General features: G+C 53.9%; 15 protein-coding genes and 3 pseudogenes. 6 read left to right on the plus strand and 12 right to left on the minus strand.

Going from position 1 to position 17231, the window contains the following annotated elements:
• The first annotated feature begins 41 nt into the window (after nt 1-41).
• Nucleotides 42-1042 (plus strand): annotated as a pseudogene (gene flk / locus B9P82_RS06170) (flagella biosynthesis regulator Flk).
• Here flk and B9P82_RS06175 read toward each other — a convergent pair.
• Nucleotides 1039-2217 carry an MFS transporter gene (locus tag B9P82_RS06175; protein WP_016153865.1) on the minus strand — a complete coding sequence of 393 codons (1179 nt, stop codon included), beginning with the start codon at nt 2215-2217 and terminating at the stop codon, nt 1039-1041. The pseudogene flk and the gene B9P82_RS06175 sit on opposite strands and share 4 nt — an antisense overlap.
• Nucleotides 2218-2569: 352 nt before the next feature.
• Here B9P82_RS06175 and B9P82_RS06180 point away from each other — a divergent pair.
• The 3 genes and pseudogenes from B9P82_RS06180 to B9P82_RS06185 all read left to right on the plus strand — a co-directional run bounded on the left by B9P82_RS06180 (nt 2570) and on the right by B9P82_RS06185 (nt 3619).
• Nucleotides 2570-2819, plus strand: a pseudogene (locus B9P82_RS06180) (transcriptional regulator).
• A 155-nt stretch (nt 2820-2974) separates the two neighbouring features.
• Nucleotides 2975-3070: pseudogene (locus B9P82_RS29375) on the plus strand (hypothetical protein); the annotation flags it as partial.
• A gap of 24 nt (nt 3071-3094) precedes the next feature.
• On the plus strand, nt 3095-3619 hold the full coding sequence (locus B9P82_RS06185; RefSeq protein ID WP_019077303.1) for a YqhG/Tai3 family protein: 525 nt from the start codon (nt 3095-3097) through the stop codon (nt 3617-3619).
• Between the two features lie 53 nt (nt 3620-3672).
• On the opposite strand, the gene fabB is transcribed toward B9P82_RS06185, so the two are convergent.
• Nucleotides 3673-4893, minus strand: a complete 1221-nt coding sequence (gene fabB / locus B9P82_RS06190; RefSeq protein ID WP_016157055.1) for a beta-ketoacyl-ACP synthase I — start codon at nt 4891-4893, stop codon at nt 3673-3675.
• A 159-nt stretch (nt 4894-5052) separates the two neighbouring features.
• Between fabB and mnmC the strand changes: the two genes are divergently transcribed.
• The gene (gene mnmC, locus B9P82_RS06195; protein WP_168188434.1) at nt 5053-7053 is read left to right on the plus strand and encodes a bifunctional tRNA (5-methylaminomethyl-2-thiouridine)(34)-methyltransferase MnmC2/FAD-dependent 5-carboxymethylaminomethyl-2-thiouridine(34) oxidoreductase MnmC1; all 2001 of its coding nucleotides are present in this window, start codon (nt 5053-5055) and stop codon (nt 7051-7053) included.
• 121 nt (nt 7054-7174) lie between these two features.
• On the opposite strand, the gene B9P82_RS06200 is transcribed toward mnmC, so the two are convergent.
• The 6 genes from B9P82_RS06200 to prmB are packed head-to-tail and all read right to left on the minus strand — an operon-like array spanning nt 7175 to nt 11728.
• Nucleotides 7175-7453: a YfcL family protein gene (locus B9P82_RS06200; RefSeq protein WP_016157057.1), complete on the minus strand. Its 279-nt coding sequence runs from the start codon at nt 7451-7453 to the stop codon at nt 7175-7177.
• Nucleotides 7454-7485: 32 nt separating this feature from the next.
• Nucleotides 7486-8034, minus strand: coding sequence for an elongation factor P hydroxylase (locus tag B9P82_RS06205; protein ID WP_047358771.1), 549 nt, complete (start codon nt 8032-8034; stop codon nt 7486-7488).
• Nucleotides 8034-8843 carry a sulfite exporter TauE/SafE family protein gene (locus B9P82_RS06210; protein ID WP_016153874.1) on the minus strand — a complete coding sequence of 270 codons (810 nt, stop codon included), beginning with the start codon at nt 8841-8843 and terminating at the stop codon, nt 8034-8036. Before B9P82_RS06210 ends, B9P82_RS06205 begins: the two co-directional genes overlap by 1 nt.
• Nucleotides 8843-9667 (minus strand): penicillin-insensitive murein endopeptidase, encoded by an 825-nt coding sequence (gene mepA, locus B9P82_RS06215; protein ID WP_101700100.1) that lies wholly within the window; start codon nt 9665-9667, stop codon nt 8843-8845. Before mepA ends, B9P82_RS06210 begins: the two co-directional genes overlap by 1 nt.
• Before the next feature lie 3 nt (nt 9668-9670).
• Nucleotides 9671-10756, minus strand: coding sequence for a chorismate synthase (aroC, locus tag B9P82_RS06220; protein ID WP_003028170.1), 1086 nt, complete (start codon nt 10754-10756; stop codon nt 9671-9673).
• A gap of 39 nt (nt 10757-10795) precedes the next feature.
• Entirely contained in the window at nt 10796-11728 is a 933-nt protein-coding gene (gene prmB / locus B9P82_RS06225) for a 50S ribosomal protein L3 N(5)-glutamine methyltransferase (protein WP_016157058.1), read from the minus strand.
• 166 nt (nt 11729-11894) lie between these two features.
• Between prmB and smrB the strand changes: the two genes are divergently transcribed.
• Nucleotides 11895-12446, plus strand: a complete 552-nt coding sequence (gene smrB / locus B9P82_RS06230; RefSeq protein ID WP_016153877.1) for an endonuclease SmrB — start codon at nt 11895-11897, stop codon at nt 12444-12446.
• Between the two features lie 80 nt (nt 12447-12526).
• Here the strand turns inward: smrB and sixA are convergent, their stop codons facing one another.
• The 4 genes from sixA to B9P82_RS06250 form a co-directional block, all read right to left on the minus strand.
• A complete protein-coding gene (gene sixA, locus B9P82_RS06235; protein ID WP_003028179.1) occupies nt 12527-13012 on the minus strand; it encodes a phosphohistidine phosphatase SixA in 486 nt (161 codons plus the stop codon).
• Nucleotides 13013-13220: 208 nt separating this feature from the next.
• Nucleotides 13221-15368, minus strand: coding sequence for a fatty acid oxidation complex subunit alpha FadJ (gene fadJ, locus B9P82_RS06240; protein ID WP_047500864.1), 2148 nt, complete (start codon nt 15366-15368; stop codon nt 13221-13223).
• The gene (gene fadI, locus B9P82_RS06245) at nt 15368-16678 is read right to left on the minus strand and encodes an acetyl-CoA C-acyltransferase FadI (protein ID WP_016153879.1); all 1311 of its coding nucleotides are present in this window, start codon (nt 16676-16678) and stop codon (nt 15368-15370) included. The genes fadJ and fadI overlap by 1 nt, the downstream gene beginning before the upstream one ends.
• A 176-nt stretch (nt 16679-16854) precedes the next feature.
• A complete protein-coding gene (locus B9P82_RS06250) occupies nt 16855-17139 on the minus strand; it encodes a YfcZ/YiiS family protein (protein ID WP_003834838.1) in 285 nt (94 codons plus the stop codon).
• Between the last annotated feature and the right edge of the window lie 92 nt (nt 17140-17231).

A 17231-nucleotide genomic window follows, 5' to 3' on the forward strand; every position in this document is an offset into this window, starting at 1 on the left:
ACTGCGAGACCTGGTCAGCACAGATTTAAGGAACAGAGATGATGCAGCCCATTTCAGGTACACCCGCACGCCCTCCCGGCGAAGGCCAAAATGCCCCTTCTGCTGCGGGTGAACAACCGTTATCCACACAACAACGTACCGTGCTGGAACGACTGATTACCCGTCTGATTTCACTCACCCAACAGCAAAGCGCCGAGGTGTGGCCGGAATGAAGCACGATCTGGGCGTCAAAAGTGATACGCCGCTGCAATCACGTCACTTTCCTGCCGCGGAGCAAAACCTGAATCAGCGGCTGGGTGTTGCTCAGCAAAATCATGCTAATCGTCAGGTTCTCTCACAGCTCACTGAATTACTGAGTCAGGGAAATAACCGCCAGGCGGTAAGTGATTTTATCCGTCAGCAGTATGGGCAAACGGCGCTCAGCCAGCTCACGCCTGAGCAGTTGAAGAACGTGCTCACGCTGCTGCAACAAGGGCAGCTTTCTATACCGCAACCGCAACAGCGCCCAGCCACCGATCGTCCGTTATTACCCGCAGAGCACAATACGCTGAACCAGTTGGTTACCAAACTGGCGGCGGCCACGGGAGAGTCAGGTAAGATGATCTGGCAGTCAATGTTAGAGCTGTCTGGCGTAAAAAGCGGTGAGCTGATCCCCGCCAAACAGTTTACTCATCTGGTCACCTGGCTGCAGGCGCGCCAGACGCTCAGCCTGCAAAGTGCCCCGACGTTACAAACGCTCCAGGCTGCGTTGAAGCTACCATTAGAGCCGAATGAGCTGACGGCAATAAAAGAGTATGCGCAGCAGACGTATCAGATCCAACCACAAACGATTCTGACCACGGTGCAGGTGCAGGACTTGCTGAATCAAATCTTCCTGCGCCGCGTTGAACGGGAACGCGAGCTAAACGATCCGCGCCATCTTCAGCCTATTTACAGCCCGTTCGCGCCGATGATTGAAACGGTTAAATCTCTGTCGGCACGACCGGGACTGCTGTTTGTCGCGTTAATGATCGCATTAGCCATTTTCTGGCTGGTCGCTTAACCTTTGCGCAGCGTAAGCAGCGTCACGACAATCCCCACCACGGCGGATATCGCTCCGGCAAGGAATACCGAGGGATAACCGTACGCGGTGGCCAGCACCCCGGCGACCGGGCCGCTTATGCCGTAGGAGATATCCTGAAACGCGGCGTAACCGCCCAGCGCCGTACCGCGAACCTGCGCGGGCACTCGCTTCACAACCTCTACGCCCAATGCCGGGAAGATAAGCGAACATCCTGCCCCGGTTAATGCCGCCCCGAGCAGCGCAATCCATGCTGATGGGGCCTGCCACAGCAGAATCAGCCCCGCGGTTTCAACCAGTAAGGAGACAACGGCTACCTTCACGCCTCCGAACCGATCCGGCATCCAGCCAAACAGAATGCGCATCAACACAAACGCCCCGCCAAACGCGGTCAGGGTGAACCCCGCCATCGTCCAGCCGTTGCTGACAAAATAGAGTGAAATAAACGTACCGATCACCGCAAAGCCAACGCCCTGCAGCGCCAGGCCCAGGCCCGGTTTCCAGATAAGCCCTACCACGCTCCATAACGAAGGGCGTTCTCCTGCATGAGCAGGCACTTTGCGAACGGTGCCGTTGAATGCCCATGCCAGCAGCGGTAATACCATTGTCGTTCCCGCCAGCGCCGCAAAGCCAAAGTGGCTATGGATCAGCAAGCCCAGCGGTGCACCGGCGGCGAGCGCACCGTAAATCGCCATCCCGTTCCACGACATCACCTTACCCGAGCGTGTTGGACCGACCAGCCCAAGCCCCCAGGTCAGCGTTCCGGTGAGCAGTTGGCTTTCGCCAAAACCGAGGATCAAACGCCCGACGATTAACAATGCAAATTTTACAGGGACAGAGACAGGCAATAGCGCGGCTAACAGCCACGCCGCGCCCGCCAACCCACAGGCAAACATCCCCTGTAGCGCCGAACGTTTGGCGCCATATTGATCGGCTAAGCGCCCGGCGTAGCCGCGCGTTAATACCGTTGCCAGAAACTGTACGCCTACGGCGATACCAACCATGGTGTTGCCATAGCCCAGCTCCTGATGCACAAACAGAGGAATAACGGGCAAAGGTAGGCCGACCGTCATATAGGTCAGGAAAACTGCAAAAGCGATACGAAACAGCGAAAAGTTCGCCGAAGGTGTTTTTTCTTGTTGGGTTACAGCTGTCATGCGTTACTCCAAAATGCAGAGTAAGGCGAGGAATGTCCACGCCCCCTCTACCTGACTTTCAGGATTAAGGTGCGTTGGATAACGTTAAACGCTTACGCATTATCAGATAGATAATGTTGAGTGCGAAGTCTGCCTGTGAGCCACTAAATTTGTCAACCCTGAACCAACCTTTTGCCATTAATTTCTTTCCTTTCTGCCTGTGGAATAAAAAATTTTTCCTTTTGCGCGAAATTTCAGTTTTATTCTGGCAATATTCCAGTGACAAAAAAGAAAGTTACGTTATTTTGTTACTCTGGTTTATACCCTGAAAAAAAATATCGGCACCGATAACACATTAACTTAGGTTTACAGAATGGAACACAAAAGCCAAGACTGGCATCGTGCAGATATTGAAAGTGCACTGGAAAAAAAGAATCACGCTCAGAGATCTTTCTCGTGCGGCTGGATTATCACCCGATTCACTGCGCAATGTATTTACACGAAGCTGGCCCAGAGCGGAACAGTTCATTGCGCAGGCGCTCGAAACCTCGCCAGACGTGATTTGGCCATCACGCTATCCACGCCAGCAGCCAGAGGATAAAACAAGTAATACTGAATATTAAATAGATCACTCGTAATTTATCGAGCATATAAATTAATAAATATCCGAGCTTAATATATTGAGAATATTAATAGCACTATTTGCCATTTCCAATTGCGTAAATACTGTTAAAGCATCACGTAATTGTTATTACGTATGTTATTAACAGGAGTCGTTATGAGTTGGGATAAAAAGGTGGCGGTCAATTACACCAAATCGCACGCGAGTTCATATTCACAAGGGCGCGGTGCGGAATATACCTGCAAAGCCGTCATACACCATTTACAGGAAGAAGTAATGAAAGCCTTTCCACTGATTGTTCTCATCCTGCTGATTTGTGGCTGTACCCCTTCTCACCGTGACAGCACGCAGGATGTGAAACAGTTCTATCTTTCGTGGATGAAGAACTACACTCAGGATCCGGATACGCCCCGCGAAACATCAGCATTACTGCAACGCTATGTCGCAAAAGAGGTTATCGGGCGTCTGGCGCTGATTGATACGCTTTATGAGCAGGAGATCGTGCAAGCGGACTACTTTATGTATGTGCAGGATTACGCACCGGCATGGATCCCGCTGTTGCGGGTTGGACAGGCGCAGCCATTCCTCGGCGGTGAAAAACTGAACCTGCAGTTAGGCACTGAGTCAGCCCCTATTCAACTGGAGGTATATACCCGTTGGGAGGAAGGACGGTGGAAAATTTATCGTGTCCGGGACGCGGGTCGTCATTACGAGCAGCCTATTTACAATGCCGGAGAGATTACGCGAGCCAGAGCATGGTCCGCTGAGATCGCGCCGGAATACGAAAAAATGCCGAAGTAAACACAGTAAAAAGGGAGCCTGTTGGCTCCCTTTTTTCGTATTCAAGCTGAGACTTACGCCTTCAGCTTACGCATAACCAGCGTAGCGTTGGTGCCGCCAAAGCCGAAGCTGTTGGACATCACGGTGGTCAGCGCCTGCTCGGTCGGTTTGGTCACGATGTTCAGACCTGCCGCCTGCTCATCCAGCTCTTCAATGTTGATGCTTGGCGCGATAAAGCCATGTTCCAGCATCAGCAGAGAGTAGATAGCTTCCTGCACGCCAGCCGCGCCCAGTGAGTGACCGGTCATCGCTTTGGTTGCGGAGATTGCCGGGCTGTTGTTGCCAAACACTTCGCGGATTGCGCCCAGTTCTTTCACGTCGCCAACCGGAGTCGAGGTACCGTGAGAGTTCAGGTAGTCGATCGGCGTGTCTACACCGTGCATCGCCATCTGCATGCAACGTACTGCGCCTTCGCCAGACGGAGCAACCATGTCTGCGCCATCGGACGTTGCGCCGTAACCGACGATTTCCGCATAGATGTGCGCGCCACGTGCCAGAGCGTGCTCCAGTTCTTCAACCACGACCATACCGCCGCCGCCAGCAATAACGAAACCGTCGCGGTTTGCGTCATAGGTACGGGAAGCTTTTGACGGATCGTCGTTGTATTTGGTAGACAGCGCACCCATGGCATCGAATTCACACGCCATTTCCCAGCAGAGCTCTTCGCCGCCGCCAGCAAAAACGATGTCCTGTTTGCCCAGCTGAATTTGTTCTACCGCGTTGCCGATGCAGTGCGCAGATGTCGCACAGGCAGAACTGATGGAGTAGTTTACGCCGTGGATTTTGAACGGCGTTGCGAGGCAGGCAGAAACGCCGGACGCCATCGCTTTGGTGACCACATACGGGCCAACCGCTTTCAGACCACGTGGGCTACGCATTGCGTCAGCGCCGAACACCTGAAAACGTGGGGAGCCGCCGCCGGAACCTGCAATCAGGCCAACGCGCGGGTTGTTCTGGTAATCTTCTGCAGCAAGGCCGGCATCAGCCACTGCCTGCTCCATTGATAGGAATGCATAGATGGATGCGTCGCTCATGAAGCGCACTACTTTGCGGTCAATGAGGCCAGTGGTATCCAGTTTTACGTTGCCCCAAACGTGGCTACGCATGCCGGAGTCCTTCAGCTCCTGAGAGAAAGTGATCCCTGAACGTCCTTCACGCAGAGATGCCAGGACTTCCTGCTGGTTATTACCGATGCTGGAAACGATGCCCAAGCCAGTAATCACTGCACGTTTCATTCAATACCTCTGTAAGTCGCACTATTTTAAAGTTTCGAGTGGCACAATAGCGTACACTTGTACGCCGAACAAGTCCGATCAGCCATTTTATGTGGAAATTTGCGCAGCCAGGCACTCATCGCTAAGATCGGGGCACAGCCTGTCAGACGAGTAACTTACGTGAAACAATACGCTATACAACCTGCCAACCTTGAATTCAACGCTGAGGGTACACCTGTTTCCCGAGATTTTGACGATGTCTATTTTTCTAATGATAACGGGCTGGAAGAGACACGTTACGTCTTTCTCGGCGGTAACCATCTCGCACAACGATTCCCTGCGCATTCACGTCCCCTCTTCGTGGTGGCAGAAAGCGGGTTTGGCACTGGACTTAACTTCCTCACGCTCTGGCAGGCATTTGCCGATTTTCGCGATACCCACCCTGAAGCTACCCTGGAAAGATTACATTTCATCAGCTTTGAAAAATATCCGCTGACGCGTGAAGATCTCACCTTAGCCCACCAGCACTGGCCAGAACTTGCCCCGTGGGCCACGGCACTGCAAGAACAATGGCCGCTGCCGCTGGCGGGATGTCATCGCCTGCTGCTTGATGATGGGCGCGTCACGCTGGATCTGTGGTTTGGCGATATAAACGAACTGACCAGTACGCTGGATGACTCTCTGAATAAAAAGGTGGACGCCTGGTTCCTGGACGGTTTCGCACCGGCAAAAAACCCGGATATGTGGACGCCAACGCTGTTTAACGCGATGGCCCGACTGGCTCGTCCCGGCGGGACGCTGGCAACCTTTACATCGGCAGGCTTTGTACGTCGGGGGTTGCAGGAAGCCGGATTTACAATGCAAAAATGCAAAGGCTTTGGGCGCAAACGCGAAATGCTCTGTGGCGTGATGGAACAGACTCAGGCGCTCACGTCCTCGGCGCCATGGTTTGCGCGTACGGGAACAGATAAGCGCGAAGCCGCCATTATTGGTGGAGGAATTGCCAGCGCATTGCTGTCACTGGCGTTATTGCGCCGCGGCTGGCAGGTCACGCTGTATTGCGCCGACGATAAACCTGCCGGGGGCGCATCCGGTAATCGCCAGGGGGCGCTCTACCCCCTACTTAGCAAACATGACGCAGCCATTAATCTCTTTTTCCCCACTGCGTTTACCTTCGCCCGACGACTGTATGACGCCCTCCCCGTTGAGTTCGCGCATGACTGGTGCGGCGTGACGCAACTCGCGTGGGATGAGAAAAGCCAGCAAAAAATCACCCAGATGCTGTCCCTTGAACTGCCCACTGCGCTCGCCGTCGGGGTTGACGCACAGCAGGTTTTACAAACAACAGGTGTGGAAACCGGATGCGGCGGGATTCAGTATCCGGCCGGAGGATGGCTGTATCCGGCGCAGTTAACCGCCGCGGTACTGGACTATGCAACAACCCTGGGATTACACACCCGCTACCACCATACGCTGACCTCACTGACTCGCCAGACAGCAAGCTGGCAATTGCAGTTTTCCAGTGGAGAAACCGCCTCTCACGCAGCAGTCGTTCTGGCTAACGGCCATCTCATTAGCCGCTTTGAGCAAACGCAGCCGCTACCGGTGTACTCCGTGGGCGGTCAGGTGAGTCATATTCCCACCACACCTGCACTTTCAGCGTTACGTCAGGTGCTGTGCTATGACGGCTACCTCACGCCGCACAACCCGCAAAATCAGCAGCACTGCATTGGCGCCAGCTATCATCGTGGGAGTGAAGAGACAGCGTATCGCGAGGACGATCAGCAACAAAACCGTCAACGCTTAATCGACTGCTTCCCGAACGCTGTGTGGGCAAAAGAGGTAGACGTTAGTGACAATGCCGCCCGCTGCGGGGTGCGCTGCGCCACGCGCGATCACATGCCAATGGTCGGCAACGTCGCGGACTATGACGCCACGCTCAGCCAGTACACCACACTTGCTGCAGACAAAGAGCACGCCGTAAGCGCGCCAGTTTATTCCGATTTATTTATGCTGGGCGCGCTGGGATCGCGCGGGCTGTGTACTGCCCCGCTGTGTGCAGAAATTCTGGCTTCGCAAATGAGCAATGAACCGATTCCCATGGATGCCAGCACGCTGGCGGCGCTAAATCCAAATCGTCTGTGGGTCAGGAAGTTATTGAAGGGTAAAGCGGTGAAATAAAAGGATGGGATGCCCTCTCGTCATGGCCTGATGACGCTACGCTTATCAGGCCTACAACCCCCCCAATAAGGTTGGCCGGATAAGACACCAGAGCGTCGCCATCCGGCACAATTTACCGCAATTATTGTGCAGTAGCCTTCTGGAACAGAGTGTCCCACATTTCTTTCACTAACGCCTGGTCACGCGGCGATAGTTCGCCTGCGCTGATGGCTTTTTCCAGGCTGCTGGTCACATTGGCGTACAATGCCTCAGCGGAATGGTCCTCGCCAGCGTCCAGTTCGGCCACGGCCAGCGTCAGGTGTCCACGCAAATAGCCACTGGCAAACAACTCATCATCGCTGGCGTGCTCTACCATATCGTCGATTAATGCCAGAATGCGTGATTCAAACTCCGCGATCATCTTCTTTCCTCATTGTAAACGTGGCAGCGACTTCAGTTGAGCGCTTCGGGCCACGGGAATAGTTCCGCCTTAAGTTCAGGCGTGTGATAATAATTCTGTAACGCGTTAATGAAGCGCGCCGGACGTTCAGGGATCCCCTTTTCCAGGTACTCCATCACCTGAGCATGGACACGGCGCTGGAATACCACGCGATCCGGTTCAAAGTCCCCTTCAAGGTTGTCGCAACTGACGTTAAACGGGTAGCCCGCCGCCATGCAAAACAGCCAGTCAAACGCCTGCGGCTTCACTTCCACGTCTTCAAACTGGCATTGCGTCTTCGCGTCGCGTCCGTCCGGACAGTACCAGTAACCGAAGTCGACCAGTTCACGCCGCGCCTTACCGGCGATGCACCAGTGTGAAATTTCGTGTAACGCGCTGGCGTAATAGCCATGCGCAAAAACGATACGGTGATACGGTAATTCCGCATCCGCAGGAAGATAGATCGGTTCGTCATCGCCTTTAATCAGACGGGTATTAAATTCATCGGCAAAGCAGCCGTTAAAAATCTCAATTAACTGTTCGTAGTGATGGGTATTATTCATTAGTTCATCCCCAGCCAGTGGAGAATCTCCTGTCCATGATTATCATAAAGTAGCTTGGCGCTCATCACGGCGGAGACAATGACGATCATTGGCCGAATGAGTTTTTGTCCTTTACTGAGCACCAGCCGTGAGCCCATCCGTGCGCCAATAAACTGGCCAATGAGCATCACAAATCCGGTCGCCCAAATCACTTTGCCGCCGAGGGCAAACAGCAACAGCCCGCCGATATTCGATGTGGCATTTAATACTTTGGCGTGGGCCGTCGATTTCGCCAGGTTGTAGCCGCACAGCATGACAAAAGCCAGCGCGTAGAACGACCCCGCAGCCGGACCAAAAAAGCCATCGTAAAAGCCGACGCAGCCCCCGGCCACCAGCGCGAAAGGCAACCCATGCAACCGACGCTGGCGGTCCTCCTCCCCCACTTTCGGCATCAACAGAAAGTAAAGGCCAATACAGATAACCAGAACCGGCAGGATCTGGCGCAGAATATCTGACTGCACGTGCTGAACCAACAGCGCGCCGCTCATTGAGCCGATAAAAGTCATGAAGATATTGAGCTTCTGATCCGCCAGATTAACCACGCCCCGGCGAATAAAATAGAGGGAGGAAGAGATAGATCCTCCACAGGCCTGTAGCTTATTGGTGGCCAGCGCTTGCGCGGGTGGCATCCCGGCCGCCATCAATGCCGGGATAGTGAGTAAACCACCGCCTCCGGCCAGAGAATCAATAAAACCTGCCAGCATCGCCACGAAAAAAAGCACACCTAACAGCAGTGGCGACACCATAAACAGAGAGGCAAAATGATCCATTAGAGTACATGCTCGTCCAGTAGCGCCTGGCAGGAAGGCGGCAACGGCGGCGGTGTCTTCTTCTCAGGCTTGGTGGTTCCAGGTTTCGGAGGTTCGAACCAGCTTTGCAGCTCCGCGCCGCAGCCGTCACCCGGTGGTGGTAACGGTTGATCTTCGCACTCAAGACTGTCGGCAGGACAACGTAACCGTACGTGCATATGCGCACGATGCTGGAACCATGGCCGCACTTTACGCAACCAGTCCCTGTCGGTCCCTGCATCCAGACAAAGTTGCTGCTTAATCGCCGGATTCACGAAAATACGCGTGACTTCATTATCTTTTGCCGCCACCCTGATCAGGCTGAAAATCTCCGGCTTCCAGAGTGACGGCACGACACGTTTGCCATCCTGTGAGACCAGATCTAACGCCTGCGGCCGCAGCAGTTGCGACTGGGTCCAGCGGGTTTTCGGCAGTTGCAGGAAAATATCTACATCCAGTCCCGTCTGGTGGCTGGCGTGACCGCCATTGAATCGCCCACCGGCCGGCATGCCCATATCGCCGATTAACACCGTACCCAGCCCCAGATTGTTGGCCTGATTACTCAGACGCTGGATAAACATCACCAGATCCGGATGGCCAAAGTAACGGCGCTGATCGGTGCGCATCACCTGATAGTGTTCTGACTGTACAGGCAGCGTATCTGCGCCAACAATACAGCCGTTGGAGAACGCGCCAATAGACTGCGCGCTGCCTGCAACCGGATGGGTAATTTTCTGCCAGGGCGTCGCCGCCAGACAGGCGGTGCTGGCAAAAAGAGCCAGCGCCGCAAGTGCCGTTTTTTTCATCTCTTACCAGCGTGGAATATCGGTCTTCACGTCCGCATTTTGCGCCCGCTGACGCAACAGATGATCCATCAACACGATCGCCAGCATCGCTTCGGCGATTGGCACGGCGCGGATCCCAACACACGGATCGTGACGACCTTTGGTGATCATTTCGACTTCTTCACCAAAGCGATTAATAGTGCGCCCTGGAACGGTAATACTCGAGGTCGGTTTCAGCGCCATATGAGCAATGATTTGTTGCCCACTGCTGATCCCACCAAGAATGCCGCCCGCATGATTACTCTGGAAACCTTCTTTGGTGATTTCATCACGGTTCTGGCTGCCGCGCAGTGCAACAACGTCAAAACCGTCGCCAATCTCAACGCCTTTAACGGCGTTAATGCTCATCAGCGCGTGAGCGATATCAGCATCCAGGCGGTCAAATACAGGTTCGCCGAGACCCGCTGGTACACCGCTTGCAACAACGGTCACCTTCGCCCCGATAGAGTCGCCCTCTTTCTTCAGCCCACGCATCAGTTCGTCCAGCGCTTCGAGTTTATCCGGGTCTGGACAAAAGAACGGGTTAAGTTCCACCTGGGACCAGTCTTTGATCTCCAGCGGAATATCACCCATCTGCGTCAGACAGCCGCGAATTTCAACGCCGAATTTTTCCGCCAGATATTTTTTGGCAATCGCTCCGGCCGCAACGCGCATCGCTGTTTCACGTGCGGATGAGCGTCCGCCGCCACGGTAGTCACGCAGGCCATATTTCTGCTCATAGGTATAGTCGGCGTGTCCTGGACGAAAAACGTCCTTAATCGCGCCGTAATCCTGTGAACGCTGATCGGTATTTTCGATCAACAGGCCAATGCTGGTGCCGGTGGTAACGCCTTCGAACACGCCGGAGAGGATTTTCACCTGATCCGGCTCACGACGCTGCGTAGTGTAGCGCGATGTGCCCGGACGGCGTCTGTCGAGATCGTGCTGCAGGTCAGCTTCTGTCAGAGAAATGCCCGGCGGAACACCATCGACAATACAACCGAGCGCCAGCCCGTGTGATTCACCGAAAGTGGTTACGCGAAAGAGTTGCCCAATTGTGTTTCCTGCCATCACGGCTCCGTTATGAGTGTTGTGTATGTGCGCGTGTATTTAGTCTTTATAAATGCTGAAGTGCTCGCGAGCAGCAACTAACTGCTCTTTGGTCAGCATGAATACACCTTCACCGCCGTTGTCGAACTCCAGCCAGGTGAACGGTACATCCGGGTATTGCTCTATCAGATGTACCATGCTGTTTCCGACTTCACAAATCAGAATACCGTTATCCGACAGGTAGTCCGGAGCGTTACCCAGAATGCGGCGGGTAAGTTTTAGTCCATCGCTGCCGGACGCCAGACCCAGCTCAGGTTCATGACGATATTCGTTTGGCAGATCGGACATATCTTCCGCATCGACATACGGCGGATTGGTCACAATCAGGTCATACTGGACTTTCAGCAGATCGCGGAACAGATCGGAACGGATCGGCGTAACATGATGGATCAGGCCGTGCTCTTCAATATTGTGTTCGGTCACCGCCAGCGCGTCGGTGGAAATATCCACCGCATCCACTTCAGCCTCCGGGAAAGCATAGGCGCAGGCAATGGCAATACAGCCGCTGCCGGTACACATATCCAGGATATGCTGCGGCTGCTCATTAATAAGGCCCGCAAAGCGGTTATTAATAAGCTCGCCAATCGGCGAACGTGGTACCAACACGCGCTCATCAACATAAAACTCATGCCCGCAGAACCAGGCTTTGTTGGTCAAATAAGCGACCGGAATGCGCTCGTTGACGCGGCGAATCACGCGTTCAACAATGCGATGGCGCTCGCTGGAAGTCAGACGCGCGGTACGCATATCTTCTGGAATATCCAGCGGCAGATAAAGTGACGGCAGCACCAGTTGTACGGCCTCGTCCCATGGGTTATCCGTGCCATGGCCATACCAGATGTTCGCCGCGCTAAAACGGCTGACCGCCCAACGCAACATGTCCTGAATGGTATGCAGTTCACTCACTGCTTCATCGACGAAAATTTTATCCACGTATTCCTCCAGGGCATGCTCGTATTAATTTCGGCGGCTAGTTTGCCACGAAGACGGCGATAAATCAGCATTCACACAGGGCCTGAGCGCGAAAATTGCGTTTTAAGCGATCGGATGCCCGCCGAGTCGGGTTAAACTAACGAAAAATAAAAGATGAGACTCTCGAATGAAAAAGAAAACATCGCTCAGCGAGGAGGATCAGACGCTGTTTCGCCAGCTGATGACCGGCACGCGTAAAATGAAACAGGACACCATTGTTCACCGACCGCTACGTAAAAAAATTACCGAGGTTCCGGTTAAAAGGCTGCTGCAGGAACAAGCTGATGCCAGTCACTATTTCTCGGACGAGTTTCAGCCGCTGCTGAATACGGACGGCCCGGTAAGATATCTGCGTGCCGACGTCAGCCATTTCGAACTGAAGAAAATGCGCCGTGGCGATTACTCCCCGGAGCTGTTTCTCGATCTGCACGGGCTGACCCAGCAGCAGGCCAAACAGGAGTTAGGCGCGCTGATTGCCGCCTGTCGTCGTGAGCATGTGTTTTGCGCCTGCGTGATGCATGGCCACGGAAAACATATTCTTAAGCAGCAAACACCGCTCTGGTTGGCGCAGCATCCGCACGTGATGGCCTTTCATCAAGCGCCAAAAGAGTACGGTGGCGACGCCGCGCTGCTGCTGCTGATTGAAGTGGAAGAGTGGCAACCGCCCGAACTTCCCTGATGCAGAAAAACAGAAAGAGCCGCATTTGCGGCTCTTTGATTTTCCGGATGACGGCTGTGCCTTATCCGATTCCAGGCTTTTTAAATCGCTTTTGCCATTTTTAGGTTACACGGGCTCATCTGCCAGTTAAAAGTACCCTTCCCGCTCTCATCAAGCGTTACGCTGGCAATCGCTGATGTGGTAAACATCGGCGGTGTTTCGCCAGGGCAAAGTTCAGACACCAGATACCCCACTAAAGGTAAGTGAGAGATGACCAGCGCCGTGGCGATACCTTCATTGGCCAGAGCCTGTAAATAGGCGCTGACCAGACCGACATCGCCGCAGGGAGTCAACTCCGGCAAAACATCCACACCGGTTGGCAGGTTCATACACTCCCCCACCACATCCAGCGTTTGTTCGGCTCGTAGGAACGGGCTCACCAGAACACGTTCGATATCCACTTTTTGACCTTTCAGCCAGTTCGCCATCAGGCGAGATTCGTCACAACCACAGGAGGTTAAGGGACGAACCGAATCACTGGCGGCATCGAGGGCTGCGTCGCCGTGACGCATGATAAAAACTTGCATATTGCACCGCTTTTGTTAACCAGAATCACCGACACCTTTATCCACAGCCCCTATTGACCGTGGTAACGATGTGGTGGCCGGCATTGTGCCTTATCCATTCACCGAATGAAACGCTGTTTTTTACCTCAACGGCGTAAGTATAGTCAATCTCTGTTTACATTTTGAGCGCGACCCATACATTCAGTGCGGATTCATCCTACCTTTGACCTCATGAATTCAGGTCAGTTTCCCCATTACTCCAGAATCTTTCACCGCGTTCCGCCATCTGCAATAACTGCTCACACGGCGTAAACCGCGAGCCGTATTGCGTGGTCAGTCGTTGCAGAGCAGCAACCACTTCACCCGCGCCGAGCGAATCCATATACCGGAACGGGCCGCCGAGGAAGGGCGGAAAACCAATACCAAATACAGCGCCGATATCGCCATCACGCGCGCTGCGGATAATCTTCTCATCAAAACAGCGTGCTGCTTCATTGAGCATTAACATGACGCACCGCTCGGCTATCTGCGCGGCGGTGAGTCGGCCCTGCCCCTGGACGCCAATAAGCGTATAAATTGCAGGGTCGACCTGTTTTTTGCTTTTACGCCCTTTCGCTCCATAAAGATAGAAACCCCGACCATTTTTTCTACCTTTGCGATCGTCATTCAAAATTGAAGCAACAACATTTGCAGGCGCGCTAAAACGTTCTCCATATGCAGCCTCAAGCACTGGTATAATTTTAGTGCCCGTATCAATTCCGACCTCATCCAAAAGTTGGATTGGCCCGACCGGAAAACCAAACTTAACCAGCGCGGCGTCAATGGCTTCAACCCGCTCGCCTTCGGTCAGCATACGAATAGCTTCGTTAATGTATGGCGCTAAAATGCGGTTAACATAAAATCCGGCCTTATCTCTGACCACTATCGGCGTTTTGCCCTGCTTTTTCGCCAGTTTAACGGTTGTGGCAATTGTCTGCTCAGAGGTCGTGGCATGCGGGATAACCTCGACCAGCGGCATTTTTTCCACCGGGCTAAAGAAGTGCAAACCAATTACTTGTTGAGGTCTGGCAGCGTTCGCCGCAATATCGCCAATCGGCAAAGATGAGGTGTTAGAGGCAAAAATGGTATGAGATGCGCAATTTTGCTCAACTTCTGCCACCATCTGTTGTTTTAACGCCAGATCTTCAAATACGGCTTCAATAACCAGATCGCGATGAGCGAAGCCACGGTAATCGGTTGATCCCGAAATCAGCGCCAGCTGTTTATCACGCTCACTGGCTTTGATATGACGGCGGCGAACCTTCGTTTCAAGCTGATCCCAGCTGTACTTCAGCGCGTGGTTGATTCCCTTGGCATTTATATCTTTGATACGCACTGGCAAGCCGCCTTTACAGGCCGTCACATAGGCAATACCGCCCCCCATCAGACCGCCGCCCAAAATGCCTACACTGTTTAGCGGGCCGGGCTTCACATCACTTCCGGGATCCTTTTTCACATCGGTGTTGGCAAAAAAGATGTGCCGCAGCGCCTGAGACTGAGATGTCATCGCCAGTTCGCCAAACGCGCGGGCTTCGGCGTCGTAACCGCTGCTGCTGCCTTGCGCCAGGCCGGTTTCGATGACCTCAAGGATACGTTCTGTTGCAGGGTAGTTGCCCTGCGTTTTTTGCGCCGTCTTTTTACTGGCCATGCGGAATAACAGCGCCCGCCCCAGCGGCCCCGCTAGCACACGCTCTCGCACCGGCAGAGTACGGTGTGCGGGACTATCCTTTTTGGCCAGTTCTACGGCCGCTTCCAGCAAAATGGTATGCGGTACAACTTCATCCACTAAACCCACTTTCAGCGCCTGTTTTGCGCGTAGTTGTTTTCCGGTGAGGATCATATCCAGCGCGGTACTGACGCCAATCAGACGGGGCAACCGCTGGGTACCGCCAGAGCCAGGCAGCAGACCAAGCTGCACTTCCGGTAAACCCAGTACGGTTTTAGCATCATCGGTACAAATACGATTGTGGCACGCCAGCGCCATCTCCAGGCCACCGCCGAGACAGGCGCCATGAATTGCGGCGATTACGGGGATCGGCAAGGCATTAATTTCCGCCATAATCTGCTGCCCCTGGCGTGCCAGCGTTTCAGCTTCCTGCGCGCTGCGACAGCGACCAATCATGTTGATATCCGCCCCGGCAATGAAGTTATCGGGTTTCGCCGAAATGAACACCACGCCGCGTAATGCTTTGTTATCGCGAATTTGTTTCAGAATGACCCGAACCTGGGAGGCAAATTCCGCCTTCAGGGTATTCATTTTCTCTCCGGGCACATCAATGGTGACAACAGCGACGTTATCCAGACGTACGTTTAGCGTAAAAGCCGATGTCATTTCCATTATTCCGCCTCCAGAACCATTGCCGCACCCAGACCACCTGCAGCACAGGCTGTCACTAAACCAAAACCACCGCCACGACGTCGTAACTCATGGAGAGTTTGGGTGATCATGCGAGCACCGGTGGCGGCGAAGGGGTGTCCATAGGCAATCGATCCGCCCAGCACGTTAAATTTACTGTCATCGACCTCGCCCGTGGCATGCGCCCTGCCCAGCACTTCGCGGGCAAAACGTTCGCTACCCAGCAGTTGAAGATTCGCCAGCGTTTGTGCGGCAAATGCTTCATGCATATCGATCAGGGTTAAATCAGCCATGGTCAGACCCGCTCTCTCCAGGGCAAGCGGCGTTGACCACGCCGGCCCCAACAGCATGTCCTGCCAGACATCGATGGCGGTAAAGGCAAAACTACGCAGGTATCCCAGCGGCACCAGCCCCAACTCTTTCGCACGCGATTCCGTCATCATAATCACGGCGGCTGCGCCGTCGGTTAGCGGGGTACTGTTCGCCGCGGTAACGGTGCCATGCTTTCGGTCAAAGGCCGGACGCAGTTTGGCGTAATCGGCCAGCGTAGAGTTGCCGCGAATATTGTTATCTTCTGAAAAAGGATCTTTGAAAGGTGGCGCGTAGGTGGTCATCACCTCATCTGCCAGTTTTCCTTCAGACCACGCCTGAGCGGCGCGCTGATGAGAACGGTGCGCCAGGGCATCCTGTTGCTCTCGCGTAATCCCATAAGTTTTGGCCATTTGCTCGGCCGTATCCCCCATGCGTAAACCGGTGGAATACTCGGCGACGGCTGGCGGTACGGGCATCAGGTCACGTAAGCGCAGTCGGGAGAAAAGTTTAAGACGCTGACCGGTAGTCCGGGCCTTATTGACATCCACCAGCACCCGCGCCAACTTTTTGCTAACGCCAATAGGCAGAACTGACGAGGAGTCCGCACCGCCGGCAATTCCTGCGCGGATAGTCCCCGCCATCAGGCTTTCCGCGACATTCGCCACCGCCTGGAAGCTGGTGGCGCAGGCTCTGCTTACACTGTAGGCATCGGTGTGCACATTCATCCCGGTTCCCAGCACGATTTCACGAGCAATATTTGGGGCTTCGGGCATTTGCACCACCTGGCCAAAGACCAGTTGCTCAATCACATCAGCAGAAATTTCGCTGCGCGCCAGCAGCTCGCCAACGACCATTTTCCCCAAATCTACGGCGGGAATGCCATGAAACGCGGTTGCCTGGCGGGCAAATGGCGTACGCAATCCGCTTACGATGGCGATGCGATCGCCCTGGCGGGTAACCAGCGGTAAAGCCTGACTCATAACACTCCCCTGTAAAAAATAAAAATAAGTGGTCTGACCTGATCACAGTCTTAACCAATTTTTTACATTTAGCCAAGCAGGGAGAAAAGAAAGTGGGAGCTAAGACACAGTGAATAATCACTGACAGTGACGAAAAAGCCCTTGCTACCGGGTAACAAGGGCCTTTAAAGAAGGGATTAACGCAGACCCAGCTGGAAGATCAGCGTTTCAGCTTCACAGGCAAAAACAAAGTCGATATCCAAACGCACACCTTCAGACTCTTCAGTAAAGGTCGAGGTGATTTGGCAAGGCTCAGATTCCACGCCACGCGCCTTCTCAGTCAGAGCGGCCAGCGTTTCTTCTGCCTCTGCACGATTCGCGAACACACGGCTGTATGACGCGGTGCAATCGGAGTTGTCCATGATGGTGCCAACATCCATACAGCAGCAAACCGGGGTTTCATCAGCACTGCATTTACTCATTGTAGATTTCCTCTGTATTCGCACCTGTGGTGCCAGATAAACGATGGGGATATTTTACGCTCCCATTATTCGCCTCTCCAGTCGTTAATTGT

Source organism: Citrobacter sp. L55 (assembly GCF_002850715.1).
Lineage (GTDB): Bacteria > Pseudomonadota > Gammaproteobacteria > Enterobacterales > Enterobacteriaceae > Citrobacter > Citrobacter braakii.

Bases quoted from the DNA above. Each gene is read 5' to 3' on its own strand.
- B9P82_RS06250 (WP_003834838.1), bottom strand. From the start codon at position 17,139: ATGAGTAAATGCAGTGCTGATGAAACCCCGGTTTGCTGCTGTATGGAT.
- B9P82_RS06200 (WP_016157057.1), bottom strand. From the start codon at position 7,453: ATGATCGCGGAGTTTGAATCACGCATTCTGGCATTAATCGACGATATG.
- smrB (WP_016153877.1), top strand. From the start codon at position 11,895: ATGAAAAAGAAAACATCGCTCAGCGAGGAGGATCAGACGCTGTTTCGC.
- aroC (WP_003028170.1), bottom strand. From the start codon at position 10,756: ATGGCAGGAAACACAATTGGGCAACTCTTTCGCGTAACCACTTTCGGT.
- fabB (WP_016157055.1), bottom strand. From the start codon at position 4,893: ATGAAACGTGCAGTGATTACTGGCTTGGGCATCGTTTCCAGCATCGGT.
- sixA (WP_003028179.1), bottom strand. From the start codon at position 13,012: ATGCAAGTTTTTATCATGCGTCACGGCGACGCAGCCCTCGATGCCGCC.
- B9P82_RS06185 (WP_019077303.1), top strand. From the start codon at position 3,095: ATGAAAGCCTTTCCACTGATTGTTCTCATCCTGCTGATTTGTGGCTGT.
- B9P82_RS06205 (WP_047358771.1), bottom strand. From the start codon at position 8,034: ATGAATAATACCCATCACTACGAACAGTTAATTGAGATTTTTAACGGC.
- fadI (WP_016153879.1), bottom strand. From the start codon at position 16,678: ATGAGTCAGGCTTTACCGCTGGTTACCCGCCAGGGCGATCGCATCGCC.
- fadJ (WP_047500864.1), bottom strand. From the start codon at position 15,368: ATGGAAATGACATCGGCTTTTACGCTAAACGTACGTCTGGATAACGTC.
- B9P82_RS06210 (WP_016153874.1), bottom strand. From the start codon at position 8,843: ATGGATCATTTTGCCTCTCTGTTTATGGTGTCGCCACTGCTGTTAGGT.
- mepA (WP_101700100.1), bottom strand. From the start codon at position 9,667: ATGAAAAAAACGGCACTTGCGGCGCTGGCTCTTTTTGCCAGCACCGCC.
- B9P82_RS06175 (WP_016153865.1), bottom strand. From the start codon at position 2,217: ATGACAGCTGTAACCCAACAAGAAAAAACACCTTCGGCGAACTTTTCG.